The following is a 23,814-nucleotide window of genomic DNA, read 5'->3' as shown; positions in this document are numbered from 1 at the left end:
CGGGTATGCTTGCTGGCATGGGACTGCTGCTTGATTCTTTTTGGCGTGCCGCCGCCTATTGCCTGCGGCCGCGCGTCATCGCGTTGTCCATCGTGCCGCTGGTGCTGATGGCGTTGCTTGCGCTGGGGCTGGGCTACTTCTACGGGGATGCCGCCGTTCAGGCCATGCGGGCGCTGCTCGAAAGCTCCCCGATGCTCGCCAGTCTGTGGAGCTGGCTGCAAGGATGGGGGCTGGGAGACGTGACGGCGGTGGTGGCGCCGCTCATGGTCGTGTTGGCCGCAGCGCCGTTGCTGGTGGTGGTGTCGCTGCTGGCCGTGGCCGTCCTCATGACGCCGGCCCTCGTGGCCCTGGTGGCCGATCGGCGGTTTCCGGATTTGGAGCGCAAGAAAGGCGGCTCGTTTCTCGCGAGCGTGGCCTGGTCGGTCAGTTCCACGGTGCTGGCGTTCATCGCGCTCCTGGTGTCGGTGCCATTGTGGCTGGTGCCGCCCCTGGTCCTCGTGCTGCCTCCCTTGATCTGGGGGTGGCTGACCTACCGCGTGATGGTGTTCGATGCCCTGGCCGAGCATGCCAGCAAGGAAGAGCGGCAGACGCTGCTGCGCCGCCACCGTGCCAGCTTGCTGGGTATCGGGGTGCTGACGGGCTATCTTGGCGCGGCCCCCAGCATCGTCTGGGCGTCGGGGGTGGTGTTTGCCGCTGCGTTCTTTGTGCTGGTGCCGCTGGCAATCTGGATCTACACCCTGGTCTTTGCCTTTTCGTCGCTGTGGTTCATCCATTACTGCCTGGCCGCCTTGGATCAGTTGCGGGCAGAAACCGCGGCGGCGCAGTCGCCCGCTGCCACGCCAATGGTGCAGTCCGCACCGGATGCCGCACCCGCTGCCGCGCCTGCCGCCGTGGAGCCGGCGCCGTCTGCCACCGGCGCGGCGGCCTTGCCCGCACCCGAAACACCCCCACCCCACGGAAACCCCGCACCATGACCCCCACCTTTGGCCTGATCATCGTTGGCGACGAAATCCTGTCGGGCAAGCGCGCCGACAAGCACCTGGCGAGGGTCATTGAACTGCTGTCGGCCCGGGGGCTGTCGCTGGCCTATGCCGATTACGTGGGCGATGACCCCGACCGCATTACCGCCACCCTGCAGCGGGCCTTCGCATCTGGCGACGTGGTCTTCTCGTGCGGCGGCATCGGTGCCACGCCGGACGACCACACGCGGCAGTGCGCTGCCCGTGCCCTGGGGCGGGAATTGGTCTTGCACCCCGCCGCGGAAGCGCTGATCCGCGAGCGCATGCAGGATGTGGCACGGGAGCAGGGCGTGGCCTACGAACCCGACCGTGCCGACAACGTGCACCGCCTCAACATGGGGGTGTTCCCGTCCGGGGCCCGCATCATCCCCAATCCCTACAACAAGATTCCGGGCTTCAGCTGCGACGGCAGCCGCGCCGGCGGGGCCGTCCACTTCGTGCCGGGCTTCCCCGTCATGGCCTGGCCCATGATCGAGTGGGTGCTGGACCAGCACTACGCCGCGTCTTTCAACCGGGCTCCGCAGACCGAGCACTCCGTGATTGTTTTCGGCGCGATGGAGGCGGCCTTGACGCCTCTCATGGAGCGCATTGAAAAAACGCACGCGGGCGTGCGCGTGTTCAGTTTGCCGAGCGTAGATCATCCACAATACGGCCGGCATATCGAATTGGGCGTCAAGGGGCCCGCACAGAGCGTTCCGGCCGCGTGGGCGGACCTGCAGCAAGCGCTGCACGAAGTTGGTGCGGAGTGCGGCCCCGAATTGGTGCGCAACTTGTGATGCGTGGTTTGTGTCATTGAGGTGCACTGTTGTGGTGCGTGCTGGTGGGCGTACCGCTGGCCGCCGGCTTGCGGTGCTCCTTCCTAGTGCGGTGGCTGCACCCGGCTGGCACGCAACCTGCTTTTATTTCGACAAATCTCTTTTTTCAACAAGCGCTTTATCCAGGAGAACCTGATGGCCAAGACCGTTGCAGACGTGATGAAGATGGTGAAGGAAAACGAAGTCAAGTTCGTTGACTTCCGTTTTACCGATACCCGTGGCAAGGAACAGCACGTGACCGTGCCTGTGTCGCACTTCGATGAAGACAAGTTCACGTCCGGCCACGCATTCGACGGCTCTTCCGTGGCCGGCTGGAAGGGCATTGAAGCGTCGGACATGCAACTCATGCCCGACCCCAGCACCGCCAACATCGACCCCTTCTTCGAAGAAACCACGCTGTTCCTGCAGTGCGACGTGATCGAGCCGGGCGACGGCAAGGCCTATGACCGCGATCCCCGCTCCATCGCCAAGCGCGCTGAAGCCTACCTGAAGGCCTCGGGCCTGGGCGACACGGCCTACTTCGGTCCGGAACCCGAATTCTTCATCTTCGACGGCGTGCGCTGGAGCAATGAGCCCGGTCGCGTGTTCAGCGAGATCGAAGAATACGAAGCCCCCTGGAACTCGGGCGCCAAGCTCGAAGGCGGCAACCGCGGCCACCGTCCCACCACCAAGGGCGGCTACTTCCCCGTGCCCCCGGTCGACAGCACGCAAGACATGCGCGCCGAGATGGTCCTGATCCTCGAATCCCTGGGCATCCCGGTCGAAGTGTTCCACCACGAAGTGGCGGGCGCTGGCCAGAACGAAATCGGCACCAAGTTCTCCACCCTGGTGGAACGTGCCGACTGGACCCAGGTCCTGAAGTACGTGGTCTGGAACGTGGCCAACGCCTATGGCAAGACCGCCACCTTCATGCCCAAGCCCTACGCTGGCGACAACGGCTCCGGCATGCACGTGCACCAGTCCATCTGGAAGGACGGCAAGAACCTGTTCGCTGGCGACGGCTATGCCGGCCTGTCGGACTTCGCGCTGTACTACATCGGCGGCATCATCAAGCACGCCCGCGCCCTGAACGCCATCACCAACCCCGGTACCAACAGCTACAAGCGCCTGGTCCCCGGCTTTGAAGCCCCCGTGAAGCTGGCCTACTCGGCCCGCAACCGTTCCGCTTCGATCCGCATCCCCTATGTGGCCAACCCCAAGGGCCGCCGCATCGAGGCACGCTTCCCCGATCCTTCGGCCAACCCGTACCTGTGCTTCTCGGCACTGATGATGGCGGGCCTGGACGGCGTGGAAAACAAGATCCATCCCGGCGAAGCCGCCACGAAGGACCTGTACCACCTGCCGCCCGAAGAAGACAAGCTGGTGCCCACCGTGTGCCACAGCCTGGACCAGGCCCTGGAGTACCTCGACAAGGACCGCGGCTTCCTGACCAAGGGCGGCGTGTTCTCCGACTCCATGCTGGACGCCTACATCGAGCTCAAGATGGGCGAAGTCACGCGCTTCCGCATGGCTCCCCACCCGGTCGAGTTCGACATGTACTACTCGCTGTGATGGCCTGACCTTCGTCGGTCCTCCCACCCTCCAAAGGCGGCCTTGTGCCGCCTTTTTTCATGGCCGGCTGGGCCTAGCGTGCGGTGCGCGGGAACCGGGGCTGGAGCGTTGTGTCCTTGCACAAAGCCCACCCAATGCCCGCTGGTGTTGGATTGGCTCCGCGTGGGGATTGGGGGATACTCCCCGTTTCCCTGCATGCAGTTGCAGTGCGAGGACATTTGAATGAAGAAATCGCTCTCCGTATCCCTGTGGTTCCTGGCCGCACTGGCCGCCTCTGCCGCAGGGGCGCAAGACCGCATCTACCGCTGCGGCAACGAATACACCAACAACGCCCAACTGGCCAAGGAGCGCGGCTGCAAGCTGATGGAGGGCGGCAACGTGACCGTGGTGCAGGGCACCCGCCCGCAAGGCCAGGGCGGTGCGGCGTCCGCGCCGGCCAACAGCGGCGGCAGCGGCAGCGCCGCCCCGGCATCGCCGCCCGCGGCGCCGCGGGTGACCTCCAACGACCAGAAGGCCCGTGACTCCGATGCCCGTGCGATCCTGGAGGGCGAACTGCGCAAGGCCGAGGCGCGCCACGCAGAACTCCTCAAGGAATACAACAACGGCGCCCCCGAGCGCAACGCGCTGGACCTGCGCAACCCCCAGCGCTACATCGACCGGACGGCAGAGCTCAAGGCCAGTGTCGCGCGCAGCGAGAGCGACATCGCCGGCATCAAGCGTGAAATCGCGCGCCTGCCCGCACCGTAGAGCCCGACGTTGTACGGCCGTGCCATGACCCAGCCAGCCCGGTGCGCACGCAGAAGCCGGCGGCCTGCCGGGCCCGCCCGGGCCTGCACGCGCCTCGCCGCGTGAGCGGCGGCAGGGCAGGCAAGCGGGTCCGTTCCTTGCTGGGTAGATTGCCGTGAACTCCTTGCAGCCCCTTCCCGACCCCTCTTCGCCCGACATGGAGCGCTTCCACTCGCTGGACCTCATGTCGACCCTCGTGGCCGTGCTGCGCGCCGACGGTGCCGTGCAATTTGCCAATGCGGCGCTGGAAAACGCGCTGGGCCTGTCGCGCCGCACGCTGGAGGGGGTGGATTTCTCCACGTTCTTCACCGACCCCGCCTTGCTGCAGACCGCGCTGGCGGGAGCGCGGGGCAAGGACTTTGCGGCCTTGCGCTACGAAGCCAGCCTCAAGCGTCAGCACCAGGACCCCGTGCCCGTCCACGTGAGCGTGGCCGATGCCGAGCAGGCCGGGGAAATCCTGGTCGAGCTGTGGCCGCTGGAGCAGCAGGCCCGGCAGGACCGGGAGGAGCGCATCCTGGACCAGGCGCAGGCCAACAAGGAGCTGATCCGCAACCTGGCCCACGAGATCAAGAACCCGCTGGGCGGTATCCGCGGCGCCGCGCAGCTGCTGGAGATGGAGCTGGAAAACCGCGAGCTCACCGAGTACACGCAGGTCATCATCCACGAGGCGGACCGGCTGCAGAGCCTGGTGGACCGGCTGCTTGCGCCCCACCGGCACCCCCATCTGGTGGGCGACGTCAACATCCACGAGGTGTGCGAGCGTGTGCGCTCCCTGGTCCTGGTGGAGCACCCGCACGGGCTCAAGGTCCTGCGCGACTACGACACCTCCATTCCCGAATTCCGGGGGGACCGCGCGCAGCTCATCCAGGCGGTGCTCAACATCGTCCAGAACGCCGCACAGGCGCTGACCGAGCGTATCCACGCCGGCGACGCCGTCATCACGCTGCGCACGCGCGTGGCCCGGCAAGTAACCTTTGGTCGCCAGCGCTATCGCTTGGCACTGGAATTGCATGTCATCGACAACGGACCGGGCGTGCCCGACGCGATCAAGGAGCGGATCTTCTACCCGCTGGTGTCGGGTCGGGACGGCGGGTCAGGACTGGGGCTGACGCTGGCACAAACCTTTGTGCAGCGGCACCATGGATTGATCGAATGCGACAGCGTGCCGGGTCGCACCGACTTCCGCATCCTGATCCCCTTGCCCTGAGGTCCCAGACACGCAACACAGGGAAGGTAAGAAAAACATATGAAGCCGATCTGGATAGTGGATGACGACCCCTCGATCCGCTTCGTGCTGGAGAAGGCGCTGGCGCGCGAGAACCTGCCCACCCGCAGCTTCACGCACCCGCGCGAGGTGCTGGATGCGCTGGCCGACGTGACGCCGGGCGATCCCGCGCGGCAGGGCCCGCAGGTGCTGGTGAGCGATATCCGCATGCCGGGCGGCTCGGGCCTGCAGCTGCTGGAAAAAGTGCGGGAGCTGCAGCCCGGCCTGCCGGTCATCATCATGACGGCGTATTCCGACCTGGACAGCGCGGTCTCCGCCTTCCAGCGGGGCGCGTTTGAATACCTGCCCAAGCCGTTCGACCTGCCCAAGGCGGTGGAGCTGATCCGGCGCGCCGTGGAGGAAAGCCAGCGAGAAGAGGTCACCGAAGAGCGCCAGGCCGAGGCCCCCGAGATGCTGGGCCAGGCGCCCGCCATGCAGGACGTGTTCCGCGCCATCGGCCGGCTGAGCCAGAGCCAGGTCACGGTGCTGATCACCGGCGAATCCGGCTCGGGCAAGGAACTGGTGGCGCGTGCGCTGCACAAGCATTCGCCGGTGTCGGACGGCCCGTTTGTGGCCATCAACACGGCGGCCATTCCCAAGGACCTGCTGGAGTCGGAACTCTTCGGCCACGAGCGCGGCGCCTTCACCGGCGCGCAGACGCAGCGGCGCGGGCGCTTCGAGCAGGCCGAGGGCGGCACCTTGTTCCTGGACGAAATTGGCGACATGCCTTTTGACCTGCAGACCCGCCTGCTGCGCGTGCTGTCGGACGGGCAGTTCTACCGCGTGGGCGGCCATGCGGCCGTGAAGGCCCATGTGCGCGTGATCGCGGCCACCCACCAGGACCTGGAAAAGCGCGTCAAGGAAGGGGGCTTCCGGGAGGACTTGTTCCACCGCCTCAACGTGATCCGTCTGCGCCTGCCCGCGCTGCGCGAGCGGCACGAGGACGTGCCGGTGCTCACCCGCCACTTCCTGCAACAAAGTGCGCGGCAGCTGGGCGTGGAACCCAAGCGCATTTCCGACGCCGCGCTGGCCCGGCTGGAGCAGTTTGCCTTTCCCGGCAACGTGCGGCAGCTGGAGAACATCTGCCACTGGCTCACCGTGATGGCGCCGGCCCAGGTGATTTCCCTGCAGGACCTGCCGCCCGAAGTGCTGGAGGCGCCCCTCTACCAGCCGCCGCAGCGCCCCGGGGGCGAGCCGCCCGGCGCAACGGCCGTGGTGGGGGCGGTGGCAGCTGGCGCGCCCCGCCCCGCTCCGGCCTTGCCGTTGCAAGAACTGCCCGGCGCCTCGGGCGCAGCACAGCCTGCGCCCACGTTGCCGGGCGGCGCCGCTGCAGCGCCCCTGCCGCCTGCGCTTGCGCCGGCCGCCACGGCGGCATGGGGCAGCAGCGCCCCGGTCGGCGCTGCCGAGACCGTTGCCCCTGGCAGCCCGGCCTGCGGCCACACCTGGGAACAGGCGCTGGAAACCGAGGCCCAGAAGCTGCTTGCGGGCGGCCAGCCCGAGGTGTGGGATGCGTTGACGCGGCGCTTCGAGTCACGGCTCATCCGCACGGCCTTGTCGGCCACGCACGGCCGCCGCATGGAGGCCGCGCAGCGGCTGGGCATTGGCCGCAACACCATCACCCGCAAGATCCAGGAACTGGGACTGGATGCGCCGGATGAGGCATGAAATGTGGCTCCAGCGCTTATGTGGTAATCGCTGGCAGCTATATATTTTGTAGCAAATAGAACTGCCGTTGCGCCGCGCGCTGCCGCGGCCTCCGGCGCGCGGCGCTGCGGTTTCCCGGCACCGCGGTGCTGGGCGGCGTCCTACATCCAGGCCCTCCATGGGCCGACCCGACCCTCCGCAGGTGACTTCAACAATGAAGACACTGTCAACCAACCGGAGAGCTTCTATGTCGGATTTCAACGATGCCAACCGCGACCCCTTGACCAATGAACCGGGCGCCCATCCTGTCGGAACCGGGCTGGGGGCCGCCGTGGGGGGCGCGGCTGTTGGTGCCGCTGCGGGGGCTTTTGGCGGCCCCGTCGGCGCAGCGGTGGGCGGCGTGGCCGGTGCCGTGGCCGGCGGCCTGGCCGGCAAGGCTGCGGCCGAAGCCGTCAACCCCACCGAAGAAGACGCCTACTGGCGCGAAACCTACCAGCGCGAGCCCTACTACGTGGGCGGCCGCACCTACGACCAATACCGCCCCGCCTATGAACTGGGCTGGTTGTCCGTGGGCCGTTACGACGGCGACTTTGAAGCGGTGGAGCCTCGCCTGGCCGATGAGTGGCGCGCACGCCATTCAGACGGCCTGGCCTGGACGGACGCCCGCCCCGCCACGCGCGCAGCGTGGGAGCGTGCCTCCACCCGCATGGGCGACGGCCGCCCCATGGAGGTCCTGGACACCGATGACGTGGTGGATGTGCTCAACGACCTGATCGAGTCGGCCCGTGACGGCGAATACGGCTTCATGTCGTGCGCCGAGCATGCCGACTCGGCCCAGCTCAAAAGCTTGTTCCAGCGCCACGCGCAGGAGTGCGCCGCCGCTGCGGTGGAACTGGAGCATGAGATCCGCCGCCTGGGCGGGGAGCCGGCTTCCGGCGGCACTGTGGCGGGCGCGCTGCACCGCGGCTGGGTGTCGGTGAAGTCGGCCCTGTCCATCCGCGACGACAAGGCGGTGCTGCAAGAGTGCGAGCGGGGCGAGGACGCCGCCGTGGCGCGCTACCGCAAGGCCCTGAAGACGGGCCTGCCTGCCGACGTGCGCATGCTGGTGGAACGCCAGGCCCAAGGTGCCCAGCGCAACCACGACGAGGTGCGCGCACTGCGCGACAGCTTTCGTGCCTGACCGCTTGCCCGTGTCCTGACAGGGCATCCTGCGCCGTGCCGGTAAGTTCTCAGGGCTCGTAGCCCCGCGCGGCGGCTCCCTTCGCCGGACAACGCAAGAAAAGCCACGGCTGCTCCTGCAGCCTGTGGCTTCTTGAGGCTGTGAGGGCCGCCGCAGCGAGGCGCAAGGTGCGGGCGCGGGGCCTGGCTCTCAGGCCAGCGTGGCCACCACCGGCGCGTGGTCGCTGGGCTGCGGGTTCTTGCGGGGGGCGCGGTCCACCACGCACGCCGTCACCGAAGGCTTGAGCGCTTCGCTCACCAGAATGTGGTCGATGCGCAGGCCCCGGTTCTTCTGAAACCCCAGCATGCGGTAGTCCCACCAGGAATAGGTCTTCTCCGGCTGCTCAAACAGGCGGAACGCATCGGTCAGCCCCAGGGCCAGCAGATCCTGGAAATGCCGGCGCTCCTCCACCGTGTGGTGGATGGTGTCTTTGAGGCCCACCGGATCGAACGAGTCCCGGTCCTCCGGCGCCACGTTGAAGTCGCCCAGTAGCGCCAGGCGCGGGTGGGCCCGCAGTTCCTCGCGCAGCCAGCGGTGCAGGGCGGCGAGCCAGAGCATCTTGTACGCAAACTTGTCGGTGCCCGGCGCCTGCCCATTCACGAAATAGCAGTTCACCAGCCGCAGCGGCCCGGACGCCGTGGCCAGCGTGGCGGCAATCACGCGCGCCTGCTCGTCATCGTGGCCCGGGATGTTGCGCACCACGTCGCTCAGCGGGTGGCGGCTGAGGATGGCCACGCCGTTGTAGGTCTTCTGGCCAAACGCCACCGCCTCGTACCCCGCTTCTTTCAGCGCATCGAAGGGGAATTTGTCATCGGTGAGCTTGAGCTCCTGCAGGCACAGCGCGTCCACCGGGTTGGCCGCCAGCCAGGCCAGCACCTGGGGCAGGCGGACGGAAAGGGAGTTGACGTTCCACGTGGCAATTTGCATGGGTTTTTTGCCCTTTGCGCCCGTCCATCAAGCGCTAGTAGCTATCAATAAGTGAGTAAAAAGCGCAGAGGCACTCAGGCCGCGCGCACGTAGGTCACAAAGCTGAACGGCAGTCCGTTGCTGCCCAACTGACGGCTGCTGCGTGCCGACTCGGCCCATTCCGGGCCGAGCGTGGGGGCGTACGCGTCGCCGTCGAAGGGCTGGTCGATCTCGGTCACTTCCACCCGGTCCGCCAGGGGCAGGGCTTCGGCGTAGATCTGTGCGCCGCCGATCACCCACACCGTCTGGCCTGCGGCACCGCACTGTGCCAGCGCGTCCTGCAGGCTGGCGGCGCGTAGGGCGCCCTCGGCTTCCCAGCCGGGCTGGCGCGTCACCACGATGTTGGTGCGCCCGGGCAGCGGCCGAAAGCGCGGGGGAAGCGAATCCCAGGTCTTGCGGCCCATCACCACGGGGCAACCGAGCGTGAGCTGCTTGAAGTGCGCCATGTCCTCCGGCAGGTGCCAGGGGATCTTGTTGTCGCGGCCGATGATGCCGTTGGCGGCGCGGGCGTAGATGAGGTGCAGCGGCATGGCGGTCTTTCGTGCGGGCAGGCGGCAGGGTGAATGGGCCAGCGGCTAGATGTGCAGGGCGGCCAGGGCGCCCACGCCCAGGCCCACCGCTGCCACGCCGTACATGCCCCATTCGAGCCATTTCTTCTTGGTCAGCAGCGCGATGGCGGCCAGGGCAATGGCCACCTGCAGGGCGGTGGTGGCCTGAGCCCAGCGGTGGTGCTGGTGCATCTGCGCCTCGCTCTGCTGGTCAAAGGCGTGCGCTTCGGCTTCCAGCTTTTCCGCCACGGTCTTGATGTCGTTCTTTTCCTTCTCGTACCGGTCGATCTTGGCCTGGTACTTGGCCTTTTCCGTTTCGGCCGGGGTCAGGTCGCGCGCCAGTTCGGCCAGGCTTTGCTTGGTGCTTTTGGACTGGAAGTAATTCCACTGGTTGGAGGCCTCGGTCTTCCTGATGGCCGCGTCGTTCTTCATCAGGCCCGCGTTGGCCTGCGTGGCGCCGCCCATGTAGGCAAAGATGGCGCCCACCGTGGCGACGATGGCCGTGAACATGGCGATCTTGTTGGTCGAGGACGCATGGCCGCCGCCGCTGTCGCTGCCATGGGGGGCTGCGTCGTGGTGGCCATGGGTGGCGTGCTCGACTGCGTGGTCGTGGGGGCCGTGTACGTGAAATCCGCCGGAAGACATGGGAGGGTGGGAAAAGCGTTGGAGGGTTGCTGGAAAGGGGCGCGCACCGCCGGGGGGGGCCGCGCCTGCAGGGACCGGAGCCCGCGGTCGGGCTGCCGTGGGGCTGCTATGGCGGGGGATCAGACCGCCACGGGCGCCTTGATCGCGGGGTGGCACTGGTAGTCCACCACCTCGAAATCCTCGTACTCGTAGTCAAAGATGCTGTCAGGCTTGCGCCGGATGCGCAGCGTGGGATAGGGGTAGGGCGTGCGCGCCAGCTGGGTCTGCACCTGTTCGTGGTGGTTGCTGTAGATATGGCAGTCGCCCCCCGTCCAGATGAAGTCGCCCACCTCCAGGTCGCACTGCTGGGCCACCATGTGGGTGAGCAGCGCATAGCTGGCGATGTTGAAGGGCACGCCCAGGAAGATGTCGGCGCTGCGCTGGTAGAGCTGGCAGCTCAACGTGCCGCGCCCGCCGGGCTCCTGCGCGGGGGCCACGTAGAACTGGAAGAACGCGTGGCAGGGCATGAGGGCCATCTTGTGCAGCTCGGCCACGTTCCACGCGCTCACGATGATGCGGCGCGAGTCGGGGTTGGTTTTCAGCGTCTTGATCACGTCGCTGATCTGGTCGATGTGCCCGCCGTCCGGCGTGGGCCAGCTGCGCCACTGCACGCCGTACACGGGGCCCAGGTCGCCGTCCTCGCGTGCCCATTCGTCCCAGATGGTGACGCCGCGCTCCTTGAGCCAGTTGTTGTTGCTGGACCCGGTGAGGAACCACAGCAGCTCGAGGATGATGGACTTGAGGTGCACCTTCTTGGTGGTCACCAGCGGAAACCCCTCCTTCAGATCGAACCGCATCTGGTGGCCGAACACGCTGGTCGTGCCCGTGCCCGTGCGGTCGGACTTGTGCACGCCGTGGGTGAACACGTGGCGCATGAAGTCTTCGTACTGGGAGCGCACGGGGCGGCTGGCGGGGGCGGCTGGGGCGTGGTTCATGGCGTGCAAGGGGGCGCGGAATGCCGCGCGGGACCGGGCGGTGAGGGCGGGTGGCCGGGCGTGCGCCGCCTGGTGGCGGCGCACGCAGCAGGCGGCCATTTTATGCGGGGGGCGGTGCAGCGGATGGGAGTGTGGTGCAAATAGGCATCTAGCGCTTATGCAGTAAGCGCTGGAAGCTATCATTCTGATAGCGTTGGGGACGCCCGGAAGCCAGCGCGGCAGGGGCGGTTTCAATACCCATTTGATGGGGCTAGGTGTTAATACCAGGATATTGGTGCAAATAAGTATCTTTATTGGCCGCGGAAGTACCAATCGAGCATTGCAGCATCGGTATCGTTCAGTCCGTCAATGCCCGGCCTGCCGCGTGGGCGTTGCACGGCAAATTCACACACCGAACGAGGAGACACACCCATGCCCCAATCCCGCCGCGCTGCCGCGCCCACCCGCCTGGCCCTGGCCGCTGCTGCCACGGCAGCCGCCCTGGCGCTGTCGCTGGCCCCGGCAGCCGCCAGCGCGCAGGCGCAGACCGAGCTGGTCATTGCCACCGTGAACAACGGCCACATGATCGAGATGCAAAAGCTCAGCAAGAACTTCGAGCAGGCCCACCCCGACATCAAGCTCAAGTGGGTGACGCTGGAAGAGGGCGTGCTGCGCCAGCGCGTGACGACCGACATCGCCACCAAGGGCGGCCAGTTCGACGTGATGACCATCGGCCTGTACGAGGCGCCCATCTGGGGCAAGAAGGGCTGGCTGCAGGAGCTCAAGACCGACGCCGCCTACGACGCGGACGACCTGCTGCCCGCCGTGCGCAGCGGCCTGTCGGTGGATGGCAAGCTGTACGCCGCGCCGTTCTATGCCGAAAGCTCCATGCTCATGTACCGCAAGGACCTGGCCGACAAGGCTGGCGTGCAGGTGCCCGAGCGCCCCACCTGGCCGCAGATCAAGGACCTGGCCGCCAAGATCCACGACCCCAAGAACGGCGTGTACGGCATCTGCCTGCGCGGCAAGCCGGGCTGGGGCGACAACATGGCCTTCATCACCACGCTGGTCAATACCTTTGGCGGCCAGTGGTTCGACATGCAATGGAAGCCACAGCTCGAATCCCAGCCCTGGAAGGACGCGATCAACTTCTACGTCGATCTGCTCAAGAACTACGGCCCCCCCGGCTCGTCGGCCAACAGCTTCAACGAGATCCTGGCGCTGACCAACTCGGGCAAGTGCGGCATGTGGATCGACGCGACCATCGCGGCCTCGTTCGTGAGCGACCCCAAGCAATCCAAGGTGGCCGAGCACATGGCCTTTGCCCAGGCGCCGACGATGAACACGCCCAAGGGCGCGAACTGGCTGTGGTCGTGGAATCTGGCCATCCCGGCGGGCTCCAAGAAGGTGGACGCCGCGCAGAAGTTCATCACCTGGTCCACCAGCAAGGACTACATCCAGCTCGTGGCCAAGACCAACGGCTGGGCCAACGTGCCCACCGGCACGCGCAAGAGCACCTACGCCAACCCCGAGTTCCAGAAGGCCGCGCGCTTTGCCGCTGCAGAGAAGACGGCCATCGACTCGGCCAACCCCCACGATTCCACGCTGCCCAAGAGCCCGTACGTGGGCGTGCAGTTTGCGGCCATTCCGGAGTTCCAGGCCATCGGCATCGCCGTGGGCCAGCAGATGAGCGCGGCTCTGGCGGGCAAGACGACGGTGGACGCGGCTCTCAAGGCCAGCCAGGTGACCGCCGAGCGTGAGATGAAAAAGGGCGGCTACTACAAGTAACCCAGGGTTCTACGAACCCACGATGCGCTCCGGAGCTTTTGCGCGATCACCGTTCGCCCTGAGCCTGTCGAAGGGCGGTGTGCCAAAGTGCCCTGGCTTCGACAGGCTCAGCCCGAACGGTTCGGGGTGGTCGTGGGTTTTGTACAGACCTTGGCGTGTTGATCGCTCGCCACCTATTCGCGCCATTTCGGACCTCCCATGAACCGCCGCCTGCTCCCCCGCCTGCTGCTCACGCCCGCGGTGTCCACGCTCTTCCTGTGGATGATCGTGCCGCTGGTGATGACGATCTATTTCTCGTTCATCCGCTACAACCTGATGCAGCCCGACCAGTCGGGCTTTGCGGGGCTCGAGAACTTCGAGTTCTTCGTCACCGACCCCTCGTTCGGCACCGCGGTGGTCAACACCATATTGCTGCTGGGCAGCGTGATCCTCATCACCGTGGTGCTGGGCGTGGCGATCGCGCTGCTTATCAATGAGCCCTTTCCGGGCCGGGACATCGTGCGGGTGCTGCTGATCTCGCCCTTCTTCGTCATGCCCACGGTGAACGCGCTGATGTGGAAGAACATGATGATGAACCCCATCTACGGCGTGCTGGCGCAGCTGTGGATGTTCTTTGGCGCGCAGCCGGTGGACTGGCTCACCGACCACCCGCTGTTCTCGGTGATCGTCATGGTGTCGTGGCAGTGGCTGCCCTTTGCGACGCTGATCTTCATGACGGCGCTGCAGAGCATGAACCACGAGCAGCTCGAAGCCGCGCGCATGGACGGCGCCAACTACCTGCAGCAGCTCCGTTACCTGTACGTGCCGCACCTCGCGCGCTCCGTGGCGGTGGTGGTGATGATCGAGCTGATCTTCCTGCTCAGCATCTTTGCCGAGATCTACACCACCACGGCCGGCGGGCCGGGGGATGCGAGCACCAACGTCACCTTCCTGATCTTCAAGCAGGCGCTGCTCAACTTCGATGCGGGCGTGGCGTCGGCCGGCGCGCTGTTTGCGGTGGTGCTGGCCAACATCGCGGCCGTGTTCCTGATCCGCATGGTCGGCAAGAACCTTGACAAGTGAGGCCCGCGAACCCATGACTGCACGACGCCGCCGTTCCAACTTTCCGCTAGGCCTGCTGGCCCTGCGCACCGCCGTGGCCTGGGGCGTGGCCCTGCTGCTGGTGTTCCCGCTGGCCTGGCTGTTCCTCACCGCGTTCAAGACCGAGCTGCAGGCCATCGCTGTGCCGCCGCAGTTTGTCTTCACGCCCACGCTCGAGAACTTTCACGAGGTGCAGGAGCGCAGCGACTACGTGCTCTACGCCAAGAACTCGGTCATCACCAGCGTGCTGTCTACCGTGCTGGGGCTCATGCTCGCCGCGCCCGCGGCGTATGCCATGGCCTTCTTCAAGGGCAAGTACACCAAAGACATCCTGATGTGGATGCTTTCGACCAAGATGATGCCCGCCGTGGGCGCACTGGTGCCCATCTACGTGCTGGCGCAAAAGAGCCACCTGCTCGATACCCAACTCGCGCTCATCATCGTGTTCGCGCTGTCCAACCTGCCCATCATGGTCTGGATGCTGTACTCGCACTTCAAGGACATCCCGCACGAGATCCTGGAAGCCGCGCGCATGGACGGTGCCACGCTGTGGCAGGAGGTGCGTCTGGTGCTGCTGCCGCTGGGCATGGGGGGCCTCGCATCCACGGGCCTGTTGTGCCTGGTGCTGTCGTGGAACGAGGCGTTCTGGAGTCTGAACCTCAGTGCAGCCAAGGCGGGCACGCTTGCCACGCTGATCGCTTCGTACTCCAGCCCCGAGGGGCTGTTCTGGGCCAAGTTGTCGGCCGCGTCGTTGATGGCGATTGCCCCCATCGTGGTGTTTGGCTGGTTCAGCCAGAAGCAGCTCGTGCAGGGCCTGACCTTTGGTGCTGTCAAGTAAGTCGCCGCTCCATCCCACTGTCTTCAAGCATTCAGGAATCCGATTCCATGGCCTACCTACAACTGCGCGGCATCGAGAAATTCTTTGGCGAGCACCGCGCCATCAAGGGCATCGACCTCACCATTGAGCAGGGCGAATTCATCGTCTTCGTCGGACCCTCGGGCTGCGGCAAGTCCACGCTGCTGCGCCTGATCGCGGGGCTGGAGAGCATCGACGGCGGCACGCTCATGCTGGACGGCCGCGACATCACCGACCAGCCCTCCAGCAAGCGCGACCTGGCCATGGTGTTCCAGAGCTACGCGCTCTATCCGCACATGAGCGTGTACGAGAACATGAGCTTCGCGCTCAAGCTCGCCAAGGTGGACAAGCAGGTCATCGACGAAAAAGTGCAGAACGCTGCGCGCATCCTCAACCTCACGCAGTACCTGCAGCGCACCCCCAAGGAGCTGTCGGGCGGCCAGCGCCAGCGGGTGGCCATCGGCCGCGCCATCGTGCGTGCGCCCAAGGTGTTCCTGTTTGATGAGCCCTTGTCTAACCTCGACGCCGCCCTGCGCGGCCAGACGCGCGTGGAGATCGCCAAGCTGCACCGCGACCTGGGCGCCACCACCATCTACGTGACGCACGATCAGGTGGAGGCCATGACCCTGGCCGACCGCGTGGTGGTGCTGCGCGACGGGCAGATCGAGCAGGTGGGCTCGCCGCTCGCGCTGTACGACCGGCCCGCCAACCAGTTCGTGGCCCAGTTCATCGGCACGCCGCAGATGAACGTGGTGCCCTATGCGCAGCTGCCCGCCCCCGTGCAGCAACTCGCGCCCCAGGCCGCCACGGGCGGCGCCGTGGGCCTGCGGCCCGAATGCGTGGCCGTGCGCGCGGGTGTGCCGGGAGGGCAGGGCGGCGTGGCCGCCGGCCAGGTAGAGCTGGTGGAGGCGCTGGGCGCCGAAACGCTGATCTACGTGCGCACCACCCAGGGCGCCCAGGTGGTGGCCCGCCAGAGCGAGCGCACGGCCCTGCAGGCCGGCGATGCCGTGGCCCTGGACATCGCGGCCGACCACGCCCACTGGTTCGACAGCGCCGGCCGCGTGGTGGCCCCACCCGTGCCCGCTGCTGCCTGACTGCCTGTGCCCAGCCCCGATATTGCCGATTGCACCTTCCCCATGACTGCTGAATCCCCCGCATCTCCCCTCACCATCCTGCACCTCGGGCTGGGCTCCTTTCACCGCGCGCACCAGGCGGTGTACCTGCACCAGCTGCATGCGCTGGGCGACACGCGCTGGGTGCTGGCCGGCGGCAACCTGCGCCCCGACATGCAGGACACCATTGCCGCGCTGCAGGCCCAGGGCGGCGCCTACACGCTGGAAACAGTCACCGCCCAGGGCGCGCGCAGCTACACCTGGGTCGAATCCATCCGCACCGTGGTGCCCTACACGCCGGACCTGGCGGGCCTGGTGGCCCTGGCCGTGCAGCCCGGCACGCGCATCATCTCTTTCACCGTGACCGAGGCGGGCTACTACCTGGACAGCCGCCACCAGCTGGACTGGGCCAATGCGCCCGACCTGGCCAGCGACCTGGAAGCCGTACGCGCAGGCCACGCGGGCAGCACGCTCTATGGCGCGCTCACCATGCTGCTGCGCGCGCGCCAGCAGGCCGGGGCGGGGGCGGTGACCCTGCTCAACTGCGACAACCTGCGCCACAACGGCGAGCGCGTGCGCAGCGGCCTGCTGCAGTTTGTGCAGGCCCTGGGCGACGCCGACCTGGCCGCGTGGATCGAGGCCCACACCACCAGCCCCAACGCCATGGTGGACCGCATCACCCCCCGCCCCACGCCCGAGGTGGTGCAGCGCGTGCAGGCCGCCACCGGCCGCACCGACCCCGCCGCACTGATGGGCGAGAGCTTCATCCAGTGGGTGATTGAAGACCGCTTTGCCAACGGCCGCCCTGCATGGGAGCGGGTGGGCGTGGAGCTGGTGGCATCCGTGGCGCCGTACGAAGAGGCCAAGATCCGCCTGCTCAACGCCACGCACAGCTGCATTGCCTGGGCCGGCACGCTGGTGGGCTACCAGTACATCCACGAAGGCACGCACGACCCGGCCATCCGCCAGATGGCGTTCGACTACGTGACCGACGACGCCATCCCCGTGCTGCAGCCCAGCCCCATCGACTTGGCCGCTTACCGCGACGTGGTGCTGGAGCGCTTTGGCAACCCCGCCATCGCGGACACCAACCAGCGCGTGGCCATGGACGGCTTCAGCAAGATCCCGGGCTTCATCGCCCCCACACTGCGCGAGCGCCTGGCGCGTGGCGAGGGCATCGCCAGCGTAGCCATGCTGCCCGCGCTGTTCCTGGCCTACCTGCAGCGCTGGCACGCCGGGCAGATCCCCTACACCTACCAGGACCAGGCCATGGACCCGGCCGCGGCCCAAGCGATCTGCGAGGCCGCCGACCCCGTGGCTGCCTTTGCGGGGGACGCGGTGCTGTGGGCCGACCTGGCGGGCGACGCGCGGCTGGTGCAGGCCCTGCGCGGGGCCTGCGCGCGCGTGGCGCAGTTCGTGGCCCGCCACCCTGGCGCCTCTGCACAATAAAGGCACGCCCGCACCACCACCCACCGATCCCAGCGCGCCCAGGAACCACCGCCATGTCCTCCGTCCACGCACTGCCGCGCCAGACCAAGCCCGAGCTGGAGCATGCGTTCCAGCGCTCGCCCGAGCTGGGCTACGAGCCGCCCGAGACGGCGGGCTTCATCCGCTGCCTGTCGCACGGCTTTCCCACGCCGCTGGCGCGCTGGCACTACCACGACGAGTACGAGCTGCACCTCATCACCGCCACGTCGGGCAAGGTGTTCGTGGGCGACTGGATCGGCCAGTTCGGCCCCGGCCAGCTGGTGCTCACCGGCCCGCGCCTGCCGCACAACTGGATCAGCATGGACCTGCCCGAAGGCGGCGTGCCGCTGCGCGACCTGGTGATCCAGTTCCCCCACGCGCCGCTGGCCGCCAGCAGCGAAGGCATCCCCGAGCTGCGCGAGGTGCTGCCCCTGCTGGAGCGCGCGCGCCACGGCATCGAGTTCTTCGGCCTGCACCAGCAGGCGCAGGCGCACTGGTACCGCATCAAGGAATTGCAGGGCCTGGCGCGCTTCGGCGCCTTTTGCGAGCTGATGGGCGAGCTGGCCCGCTGTACCGACTACCGCCTCTTGTCCAGCACCCAGCTGCAAAGCGAGGACAGCGATGCGCAGCTGGCGCAGATCAACGCCATCGTGAGCCGCATCACCGACCACCTGGCGGTGCCCCTGTCCGCCGCCGACCTGGCGCAGGAGCTGGGCATGACGGAAAGCCGTTTCTCGCGCTTCTTCCGCCGCGCCACGGGCAACACGTTTACCGACTTCGTCAACCTGGTGCGCGTGAACCGCGCCTGCCAGCTGCTGATGGAGACCGAACGCTACATCACCGACATCGCCTACGACGTGGGCTTCAACAACATGGCCAACTTCAACCGCCGGTTTCTGGACATCAAGGGCATGACGCCCAGCGAGTACCGCAAGCAGGGCGCGGGGCGGTTTGGCAAGCTGTGAGGTGAACGTGGGCGCTGGCCCCACTGCGCCGCGGCATGCGTGCGGGCCCGCATGATTGCGGCCCGTGCGATGCCCACCCGTGCGACCACTACCCGTTCGGGCTGAGCCTGTCGAAGCCAGGGCACGCAGTACACCCAACCATCTCCTCGCCACGCACAGGCCGCGCTCCCCTTCATTCTTTCAACACCATGACTTTCACCGTCCCTCCCGCCTTGCCCCCCACCGTTCAGGCCGCCGTGGCGGGCGAGGCGCTCATCGACCTCATCCGCCGCCCCGAGGGCAGCTACCTGCCCTGCCTGGGCGGCGCCCTCTACAACCTGTGCCGCGCGCTGGCCCGGCAGGGCGTGGGCACGCAGTACCTCAACCCCCTGTCGCGCGACCGCTTCGGCCGCGAGCTGGCCGCGCAACTGGTTGCCGACGGCGTGCACCTGGCCCACACCGATCCCGTGCAGCAGGTCACCTCGCTTGCCGTGGTCAACCTCGACGCCCACGGCCACCCCGACTACGCCTTTTACCGCGACGGCGTGGCCGACCGCGCCGTCACCGCCCAGGGCCTGGCAGAGACCTGCGCGGCGCTGCCGTCCCTGCAGCTCATTTGCACTGGCGCCCTGGCGCTGGACGCGCGCGACACCGCCATCTACCTCCCCTGGCTGGCGGCCCAGCGCGCCGCGGGCCGCTGCGTGGTGGTGGATGCCAACCTGCGCCCCTCCGTCATGCCAGACCTGGCGGCCTACCGCACCACGGTGCACGCTGCACTCGCCCATGCCCACATCATCAAGGCCAGCGACGAGGACCTGGAGCACCTGGCCGTGCCCGGCACCGACGCGCTGGCCCGCGCCCGCCACCTGCTGGCCGCCAACCCACAGGCGCACCTGCTGGCCCTCACACTCGGCGCAGACGGTGCCTGGCTGTTGCACCGCAGCGGCGCGGCATGCTTTGCCCAGGAGCCCCAGCCGCTAGAAGTCATTGATACCGTGGGCGCGGGCGACAGCTTTCTGGCCGGGCTGCTGGCGCACCTGCTGCGCCAGGCCCACGCACAGACCCCTGCAACGGCGGGCGGCGGGGTTGCTTCTTTTGTCGAGGCGTTGCCTGCCCAGGCATGTACGGAAGCCCTGGCCCACGCCCTGGCCAGCGCGAGTTTGTGTGTGCAGGAGCAGGGGTGCGTGCCGCCCTGCTGGGAGGATGCGGCCGGGTGGGCGCTGAGGCGGCCTGCGGTGACAGGCGGCCTCAGCGGCTGACTCCGCGGTTGATGGAGCTCCGCAGCGAGCGCCGCCCCGAGCCATCACGCGGCGCGTGCAGGAATGGCTACGAAGGCTTGCTCCGCTGCGCACCGCACGATAATGCGGAACTGCCGCTTGGGCGGCCGGCACCTTCAATCCATGCTGATCCGCTCGACCGGGGCGCTGCGCGGTCGGCCCGGACACGGTCTGTCGGGGTCCGTGCTCCGCGGCCCTGCTGGGCAGGCGAAGGCGCTTGCCGTGCCCCTTGAAAAACGTGGGAGGATGAGATGGCCGCTGCAGTACTTCTTCTGGGCATCGCAACCATGGTCGGCATGCAGGTCGCCATGGCGGCCGTGGCGTTCAAACAATCGGCCGTCGCGGGGCTCATGTGCCTGTTCGTGCCGCTGTATGGCTATGTTGTTGCCGGCCGCGCCAACGCCAATCCCTGGTTGATGCGGCTCTGGTTTGTGGGCTTGGGCCTGCTCGTTCTGGGCGGCGTTCTGGCTTCGTAGGGCCACAGCGGATTGCCGGCGCGTTCACATCACCGCATGCAGACCTTGCGCCACGTCCTGGTCGCCGTGTCCGCAACGCTCGTCGGGGCTTCCGCCGCGGTGGCCTGTGATGGCGATTCCACACCGATCTTCGGCTGCGAAGCCTCGAGCGGCCGCAAGTTCATCGAGCTGTGTGCCTCGGTGCCGCCATCGCGCGACGGGTTCCTGGAGTACCGGTTTGGCACTCTGGACGGCGCGGGCCAGGAGCGGGCGGCAGAGCTGGTTTTCCCGCCGCAGCGGGCGGGCTCGCTGGGCAAGTTCGTGGGCGCCACCTACACCCGCCAGGGGCTCTACACCCAGTCGGTCCGTTTTGACACGGGCTCGCATTCCTACACCGTTTTCACCCGCGCCCGCGGCAGCCGCGACGAAGGCGCTGGCGTGGAGGTGAGGGCCCACGCGTCTGGCAAGGTCACCACCGTCTATTGCAGCGAGCGGCCGCGCTTTTACATCTTTGAACTCCAAGGCCTTCTTGCGTGCGATCCGCACACGCCGTTGGGCAAGGCGTGCATCCAGTAGGAGTCGGCGCGGCCCGCGCGGGTGAATGAAGGCACCGCGGCGGCGGGTTCACCCTGCTCGCGCCATTGCCGGCCGTTTGGCGCTAGGCTGCGGCCATGACCGATCCGACACTGACCTTCGCCACCCCGCAGGCTTGGGAAGCCTGGCTCGAACAGAACGGCGGCTCTTCCGCGGGTGTGTGGCTTCGGCTGGCGAAAAAGTCGGCCGAGGCGCCCACCGTGACCTATGCCCAGGCGGTGGAGGGCGCGCTCTGCCACGGATGGATTGACGGCCAGAAGCAGGCCGAGAGCGCGCATTACTGGCTGCAGCGCTTTACGCCGCGTGGCGCCAGGAGCCTCTGGTCGCAGACCAACAGGCGCAAGGCCGAGGCGCTGATCGCGTCCGGCCGGATGCGGCCGGCCGGCCTGCAGGCCATCCAGCGGGCGCGGGAGGACGGCCGCTGGGACGCCGCCTATGCGCCGGCCAGCACGGCGGCCGTGCCGGAGGACTTGCAGCGCGCGCTGGACGCGCATCCCAAGGCCCGGCAGTTCTTTTCCACGCTGAACAGCCGCAACCGCTATGCGATCCTGTTTCGGGTGCAGAACGCGAAGAAGCCGGAGACGCGCGCACGCAAGATTGCAGAATTTGTGGAGATGTTGGGCCGCGGCGAGATGCTGTACCCGTAGAGCCCCCGCCACGCGTGGCGGCAGGGAGGGGCGCGCGCCCTGCCTGCGAAGACCTTACGTCCGGTTGATCGAGACCCCGCCATCCACCAGCATGGCCGTGCCGGTCATGAACGACGAGGCGTCCGAGGCCAGGAACAAGGCTGCCTGGGCCAGTTCTTCGGGCTGCGCAAGGCGCTTGAGCGCGTGCAGGCTCGCCACCTGCGCCAGGGCCTCGGGGCTGCCGTTCATGGCGTGGGCCATGGGGGTCAGGGTGCCACCCGGCAGCAGCGCGTTCACCCGCACGCCTTGCGGGCCCAGTTCGGCAGCCAGGGCTTGGGTGAGGCCGATGAGGCCCGCCTTGCTGGCGGCGTACGCTGCCACTCCGGGGAACCCGGCCGTGTGGCCCACAAAGGTGGAGGTGAACACGATGGAGCCGCCGCCCCGCTGCAGCAGGGCGGGAATCTGGTGTTTGGCGCCGAAGAAGGCGCTGGTGAGGTTGGTGTCCAGCGCGTCCTGCCACCCAGCGGCCGAGATGCCGGGCGTGGGGCCGCTTTCGCCCAGGGTGCCGGCGTTGTTGAAGGCGATGTCCAGGCCGCCAAAGCGCTCGACCGCTTGCGCCACCAGGCGCTGCGCGAACGACTCGTCCCGGACGTCCCCGGCCACGCTGTGCGCAGCGCCGCCGGCGGCGTGGATCTGCTGCACCAGCTCGTCCAGCGCGCCTTGGCGCCGCGCGCCCACCACCACGCAGGCGCCGTGCTGCGCAAACAGCAGCGCCGCCGCGCGTCCGATGCCTGAGCTCGCGCCCGTCACGAGGGCCACCTTGCCCGCCAAAACCTTCATGGATCTGCTCCTGTGGAAAATGAAGTGAAGGCAACGCTGTGCACCGACTGGTTCATGAGCGTTGCCTGACGTGAGTAATCCCGGTGCAGAGTCTCGGCAGAATGCCCGGCAGCGTCGCGCCAGATCCGGACCTGCGATTGGGCGCCGCGGGGCATGCGCCCCCGTCGCGCCAAGAGAAGAGGAGCCGCACCCGCATGGGCACATCCCCCCTCGCGCCGCCGACCGGCGCCGTGACTGCATTCACCATCCGCCGCGTGGCGCAGGCATCGCCGGGCGTTGCGGCCCAGGCCTGCGCCGTGGTGCGCGAATCCATTGCCCGCTGCTGCGCGGCCGACCATGGCAACGATCCGGCCGTGTTGGGTGCGTGGCTGGCGAACAAGACACCGGCCCAGTTCGCCGCCTGGCTGTCCGCCCCCGGCGCCATGGCCTGGGCTGCCTGCCGCAGTCAGGGTGCGGATGTGGATGTGGATGCGCCCATGGTGGGCTTTGCCCTGGTCTTGCCGCCGGCCACGCTGGCGCTGTGCTATGTGGTGCCCGAAGTGTTGGGCCAGGGCGTGGGCCGCGCGCTGCTGCAGGCGGCGGAGGCAGAGGCCCGGCGATGCGGTGCGCCGGCCCTGGTGCTGGACAGCACGCGCACGGCGCAGGGCTTTTACCGCCGCAATGGGTATGAACCGGCGGGGGCGGCGAAGGCCTGGGCCGGGCTGTGGGGCCAGCCCTTGCGCAAGCTGCTCTGAACGGCGTGCACCGCAGTGAACGGCGCCGCGCGTACGGTCCGATTTTTAGCGAAAAGCCGCTGCAGGGGCCGATGTGAAAGCGCGAGCAGCTATTGTTTTGATAGCTTGCTGCGGGCGGTGGTTACAGCTCTTGCGAGTACACGATGAACCCGTGGTGCTTGGCGAGCTTGTCGTAGAGCAGGCGGCCGGCAGCGTTGGTCTCGTGCGTCTGCCAGTACACGCGCGAGGACCCGGCAGCGCGCGCGGCGTCGTACACGGCCTGGATGAGCGCGCGCCCCACGCCGCGGCCGCGTGCGGCTTCGCGGGTGAAGAGGTCGCTGAGGTAGCACACGGGCTGCAGGCGGGTGGTGTTGCGGTGGTAGAGGTAGTGCGTGAGGCCCAGCAGCTGGCCGCTGCCGGCGTCCTGCGCCACCAGGCCGAACACGGGTTCCGCCGGATCGTTGAGCCGCTGCCAGGTGGCTTCGGTGATGGGCTCCGGCAGCGCCGTGGCGCCAAAGCGGCCGTAGAAGGCGTTGTAGCCGTCCCAGAGGGGGCGCCACGCGGCGTAGTCGCCGGGCTGGACGGGGCGTACGGAAACGGTGTTTGACATCGGCGAGCTTTCCCTGGCGGTGGAGGCGGTGGCGCAGCGGCG

Annotated in this window: 24 protein-coding genes; 18 read left to right on the top strand and 6 right to left on the bottom strand. The window is 67.7% G+C overall.

All coding sequences use genetic code 11. The features are described from left to right. Positions 1-17: 17 nt before the first annotated feature. From ACOYR3_RS15695 to ACOYR3_RS15665, 7 genes are all read left to right on the top strand, one after another. The gene (locus ACOYR3_RS15695) at positions 18-974 is read left to right on the top strand and encodes an EI24 domain-containing protein (protein ID WP_422843268.1); all 957 of its coding nucleotides are present in this window, start codon (positions 18-20) and stop codon (positions 972-974) included. Then, positions 971-1,795, top strand: coding sequence for a competence/damage-inducible protein A (locus tag ACOYR3_RS15690; RefSeq protein WP_422843267.1), 825 nt, complete (start codon positions 971-973; stop codon positions 1,793-1,795). Before ACOYR3_RS15695 ends, ACOYR3_RS15690 begins: the two co-directional genes overlap by 4 nt. Before the next feature lie 174 nt (positions 1,796-1,969). Next, positions 1,970-3,385 (top strand): type I glutamate--ammonia ligase, encoded by a 1,416-nt coding sequence (gene glnA, locus ACOYR3_RS15685; RefSeq protein WP_291486031.1) that lies wholly within the window; start codon positions 1,970-1,972, stop codon positions 3,383-3,385. Positions 3,386-3,607: 222 nt separating this feature from the next. Then, the gene (locus ACOYR3_RS15680) at positions 3,608-4,132 is read left to right on the top strand and encodes a hypothetical protein (protein ID WP_422843266.1); all 525 of its coding nucleotides are present in this window, start codon (positions 3,608-3,610) and stop codon (positions 4,130-4,132) included. Positions 4,133-4,355: 223 nt separating this feature from the next. Continuing rightward, positions 4,356-5,378 carry a nitrogen regulation protein NR(II) gene (gene glnL, locus ACOYR3_RS15675; RefSeq protein WP_422846603.1) on the top strand — a complete coding sequence of 341 codons (1,023 nt, stop codon included), beginning with the start codon at positions 4,356-4,358 and terminating at the stop codon, positions 5,376-5,378. A 39-nt stretch (positions 5,379-5,417) separates the two neighbouring features. Further along, positions 5,418-7,100 carry a nitrogen regulation protein NR(I) gene (gene ntrC / locus ACOYR3_RS15670; protein ID WP_422843265.1) on the top strand — a complete coding sequence of 561 codons (1,683 nt, stop codon included), beginning with the start codon at positions 5,418-5,420 and terminating at the stop codon, positions 7,098-7,100. A gap of 226 nt (positions 7,101-7,326) precedes the next feature. After that, entirely contained in the window at positions 7,327-8,259 is a 933-nt protein-coding gene (locus ACOYR3_RS15665) for a ferritin-like domain-containing protein (RefSeq protein WP_422843264.1), read from the top strand. Positions 8,260-8,448: 189 nt separating this feature from the next. Here the strand turns inward: ACOYR3_RS15665 and xth are convergent, their stop codons facing one another. The 4 genes from xth to ACOYR3_RS15645 all read right to left on the bottom strand — a co-directional run bounded on the left by xth (position 8,449) and on the right by ACOYR3_RS15645 (position 11,431). Further along, positions 8,449-9,225 carry an exodeoxyribonuclease III gene (xth, locus tag ACOYR3_RS15660; protein WP_422843263.1) on the bottom strand — a complete coding sequence of 259 codons (777 nt, stop codon included), beginning with the start codon at positions 9,223-9,225 and terminating at the stop codon, positions 8,449-8,451. A 74-nt stretch (positions 9,226-9,299) separates the two neighbouring features. Further along, a complete protein-coding gene (locus ACOYR3_RS15655; protein ID WP_422843262.1) occupies positions 9,300-9,794 on the bottom strand; it encodes a dihydrofolate reductase in 495 nt (164 codons plus the stop codon). A gap of 45 nt (positions 9,795-9,839) precedes the next feature. Then, complete coding sequence (locus ACOYR3_RS15650) at positions 9,840-10,457, bottom strand: DUF4337 domain-containing protein (protein WP_422843261.1); 618 nt, start codon at positions 10,455-10,457, stop codon at positions 9,840-9,842. 119 nt (positions 10,458-10,576) lie between these two features. Next, positions 10,577-11,431 carry a thymidylate synthase gene (locus ACOYR3_RS15645; protein ID WP_422843260.1) on the bottom strand — a complete coding sequence of 285 codons (855 nt, stop codon included), beginning with the start codon at positions 11,429-11,431 and terminating at the stop codon, positions 10,577-10,579. Positions 11,432-11,842: 411 nt separating this feature from the next. On the opposite strand from ACOYR3_RS15645, the gene ACOYR3_RS15640 reads away from it, so the two are divergent. The 10 genes from ACOYR3_RS15640 to ACOYR3_RS15595 all read left to right on the top strand — a co-directional run bounded on the left by ACOYR3_RS15640 (position 11,843) and on the right by ACOYR3_RS15595 (position 21,630). Continuing rightward, a complete protein-coding gene (locus ACOYR3_RS15640; RefSeq protein WP_422843259.1) occupies positions 11,843-13,198 on the top strand; it encodes an ABC transporter substrate-binding protein in 1,356 nt (451 codons plus the stop codon). A gap of 198 nt (positions 13,199-13,396) precedes the next feature. Continuing rightward, positions 13,397-14,260 carry a carbohydrate ABC transporter permease gene (locus ACOYR3_RS15635; RefSeq protein ID WP_422843258.1) on the top strand — a complete coding sequence of 288 codons (864 nt, stop codon included), beginning with the start codon at positions 13,397-13,399 and terminating at the stop codon, positions 14,258-14,260. A 13-nt stretch (positions 14,261-14,273) separates the two neighbouring features. Further along, positions 14,274-15,116: a carbohydrate ABC transporter permease gene (locus ACOYR3_RS15630; RefSeq protein WP_422843257.1), complete on the top strand. Its 843-nt coding sequence runs from the start codon at positions 14,274-14,276 to the stop codon at positions 15,114-15,116. 47 nt (positions 15,117-15,163) lie between these two features. After that, positions 15,164-16,228 (top strand): ABC transporter ATP-binding protein, encoded by a 1,065-nt coding sequence (locus tag ACOYR3_RS15625; RefSeq protein WP_422843256.1) that lies wholly within the window; start codon positions 15,164-15,166, stop codon positions 16,226-16,228. Positions 16,229-16,270: 42 nt separating this feature from the next. Then, a complete protein-coding gene (gene dalD, locus ACOYR3_RS15620; protein ID WP_422843255.1) occupies positions 16,271-17,695 on the top strand; it encodes a D-arabinitol 4-dehydrogenase in 1,425 nt (474 codons plus the stop codon). Positions 17,696-17,748: 53 nt separating this feature from the next. Beyond that, entirely contained in the window at positions 17,749-18,678 is a 930-nt protein-coding gene (locus tag ACOYR3_RS15615; protein ID WP_422843254.1) for an AraC family transcriptional regulator, read from the top strand. Positions 18,679-18,866: 188 nt separating this feature from the next. Continuing rightward, positions 18,867-19,916 (top strand): PfkB family carbohydrate kinase, encoded by a 1,050-nt coding sequence (locus tag ACOYR3_RS15610; protein WP_422843253.1) that lies wholly within the window; start codon positions 18,867-18,869, stop codon positions 19,914-19,916. A gap of 269 nt (positions 19,917-20,185) precedes the next feature. Continuing rightward, positions 20,186-20,410: a hypothetical protein gene (locus tag ACOYR3_RS15605; RefSeq protein ID WP_422843252.1), complete on the top strand. Its 225-nt coding sequence runs from the start codon at positions 20,186-20,188 to the stop codon at positions 20,408-20,410. A 36-nt stretch (positions 20,411-20,446) separates the two neighbouring features. Continuing rightward, a complete protein-coding gene (locus ACOYR3_RS15600) occupies positions 20,447-20,965 on the top strand; it encodes a hypothetical protein (RefSeq protein WP_422843251.1) in 519 nt (172 codons plus the stop codon). Between the two features lie 95 nt (positions 20,966-21,060). Next, on the top strand, positions 21,061-21,630 hold the full coding sequence (locus ACOYR3_RS15595; RefSeq protein ID WP_422843250.1) for a YdeI/OmpD-associated family protein: 570 nt from the start codon (positions 21,061-21,063) through the stop codon (positions 21,628-21,630). A 54-nt stretch (positions 21,631-21,684) separates the two neighbouring features. Here the strand turns inward: ACOYR3_RS15595 and ACOYR3_RS15590 are convergent, their stop codons facing one another. Beyond that, on the bottom strand, positions 21,685-22,449 hold the full coding sequence (locus tag ACOYR3_RS15590) for an SDR family oxidoreductase (RefSeq protein ID WP_422843249.1): 765 nt from the start codon (positions 22,447-22,449) through the stop codon (positions 21,685-21,687). Positions 22,450-22,643: 194 nt separating this feature from the next. Here ACOYR3_RS15590 and ACOYR3_RS15585 point away from each other — a divergent pair, with 194 nt between their 5' ends. Continuing rightward, the gene (locus ACOYR3_RS15585; RefSeq protein ID WP_422843248.1) at positions 22,644-23,183 is read left to right on the top strand and encodes a GNAT family N-acetyltransferase; all 540 of its coding nucleotides are present in this window, start codon (positions 22,644-22,646) and stop codon (positions 23,181-23,183) included. 121 nt (positions 23,184-23,304) lie between these two features. Here ACOYR3_RS15585 and ACOYR3_RS15580 read toward each other — a convergent pair whose 3' ends face one another. Then, on the bottom strand, positions 23,305-23,772 hold the full coding sequence (locus tag ACOYR3_RS15580; protein ID WP_422843247.1) for a GNAT family N-acetyltransferase: 468 nt from the start codon (positions 23,770-23,772) through the stop codon (positions 23,305-23,307). Between the last annotated feature and the right edge of the window lie 42 nt (positions 23,773-23,814).

Source organism: Acidovorax sp. M2(2025) (assembly GCF_049330835.1).
GTDB lineage: Bacteria > Pseudomonadota > Gammaproteobacteria > Burkholderiales > Burkholderiaceae_C > Acidovorax.
This window is presented reverse-complemented; position numbering and strand designations above follow the sequence as displayed.

Excerpts from the sequence above, each read along its gene's own strand:
- ACOYR3_RS15695 (WP_422843268.1), top strand. The coding sequence starts at position 18 with ATGGGACTGCTGCTTGATTCTTTTTGGCGTGCCGCCGCCTATTGCCTG.
- ACOYR3_RS15690 (WP_422843267.1), top strand. The coding sequence starts at position 971 with ATGACCCCCACCTTTGGCCTGATCATCGTTGGCGACGAAATCCTGTCG.
- glnA (WP_291486031.1), top strand. The coding sequence starts at position 1,970 with ATGGCCAAGACCGTTGCAGACGTGATGAAGATGGTGAAGGAAAACGAA.
- ACOYR3_RS15680 (WP_422843266.1), top strand. The coding sequence starts at position 3,608 with ATGAAGAAATCGCTCTCCGTATCCCTGTGGTTCCTGGCCGCACTGGCC.
- glnL (WP_422846603.1), top strand. The coding sequence starts at position 4,356 with ATGTCGACCCTCGTGGCCGTGCTGCGCGCCGACGGTGCCGTGCAATTT.
- ntrC (WP_422843265.1), top strand. The coding sequence starts at position 5,418 with ATGAAGCCGATCTGGATAGTGGATGACGACCCCTCGATCCGCTTCGTG.
- ACOYR3_RS15665 (WP_422843264.1), top strand. The coding sequence starts at position 7,327 with ATGTCGGATTTCAACGATGCCAACCGCGACCCCTTGACCAATGAACCG.
- xth (WP_422843263.1), bottom strand. The coding sequence starts at position 9,225 with ATGCAAATTGCCACGTGGAACGTCAACTCCCTTTCCGTCCGCCTGCCC.
- ACOYR3_RS15655 (WP_422843262.1), bottom strand. The coding sequence starts at position 9,794 with ATGCCGCTGCACCTCATCTACGCCCGCGCCGCCAACGGCATCATCGGC.
- ACOYR3_RS15650 (WP_422843261.1), bottom strand. The coding sequence starts at position 10,457 with ATGTCTTCCGGCGGATTTCACGTACACGGCCCCCACGACCACGCAGTC.
- ACOYR3_RS15645 (WP_422843260.1), bottom strand. The coding sequence starts at position 11,431 with ATGAACCACGCCCCAGCCGCCCCCGCCAGCCGCCCCGTGCGCTCCCAG.
- ACOYR3_RS15640 (WP_422843259.1), top strand. The coding sequence starts at position 11,843 with ATGCCCCAATCCCGCCGCGCTGCCGCGCCCACCCGCCTGGCCCTGGCC.
- ACOYR3_RS15635 (WP_422843258.1), top strand. The coding sequence starts at position 13,397 with ATGAACCGCCGCCTGCTCCCCCGCCTGCTGCTCACGCCCGCGGTGTCC.
- ACOYR3_RS15630 (WP_422843257.1), top strand. The coding sequence starts at position 14,274 with ATGACTGCACGACGCCGCCGTTCCAACTTTCCGCTAGGCCTGCTGGCC.
- ACOYR3_RS15625 (WP_422843256.1), top strand. The coding sequence starts at position 15,164 with ATGGCCTACCTACAACTGCGCGGCATCGAGAAATTCTTTGGCGAGCAC.
- dalD (WP_422843255.1), top strand. The coding sequence starts at position 16,271 with ATGACTGCTGAATCCCCCGCATCTCCCCTCACCATCCTGCACCTCGGG.
- ACOYR3_RS15615 (WP_422843254.1), top strand. The coding sequence starts at position 17,749 with ATGTCCTCCGTCCACGCACTGCCGCGCCAGACCAAGCCCGAGCTGGAG.
- ACOYR3_RS15610 (WP_422843253.1), top strand. The coding sequence starts at position 18,867 with ATGACTTTCACCGTCCCTCCCGCCTTGCCCCCCACCGTTCAGGCCGCC.
- ACOYR3_RS15605 (WP_422843252.1), top strand. The coding sequence starts at position 20,186 with ATGGCCGCTGCAGTACTTCTTCTGGGCATCGCAACCATGGTCGGCATG.
- ACOYR3_RS15600 (WP_422843251.1), top strand. The coding sequence starts at position 20,447 with ATGCAGACCTTGCGCCACGTCCTGGTCGCCGTGTCCGCAACGCTCGTC.
- ACOYR3_RS15595 (WP_422843250.1), top strand. The coding sequence starts at position 21,061 with ATGACCGATCCGACACTGACCTTCGCCACCCCGCAGGCTTGGGAAGCC.
- ACOYR3_RS15590 (WP_422843249.1), bottom strand. The coding sequence starts at position 22,449 with ATGAAGGTTTTGGCGGGCAAGGTGGCCCTCGTGACGGGCGCGAGCTCA.
- ACOYR3_RS15585 (WP_422843248.1), top strand. The coding sequence starts at position 22,644 with ATGGGCACATCCCCCCTCGCGCCGCCGACCGGCGCCGTGACTGCATTC.
- ACOYR3_RS15580 (WP_422843247.1), bottom strand. The coding sequence starts at position 23,772 with ATGTCAAACACCGTTTCCGTACGCCCCGTCCAGCCCGGCGACTACGCC.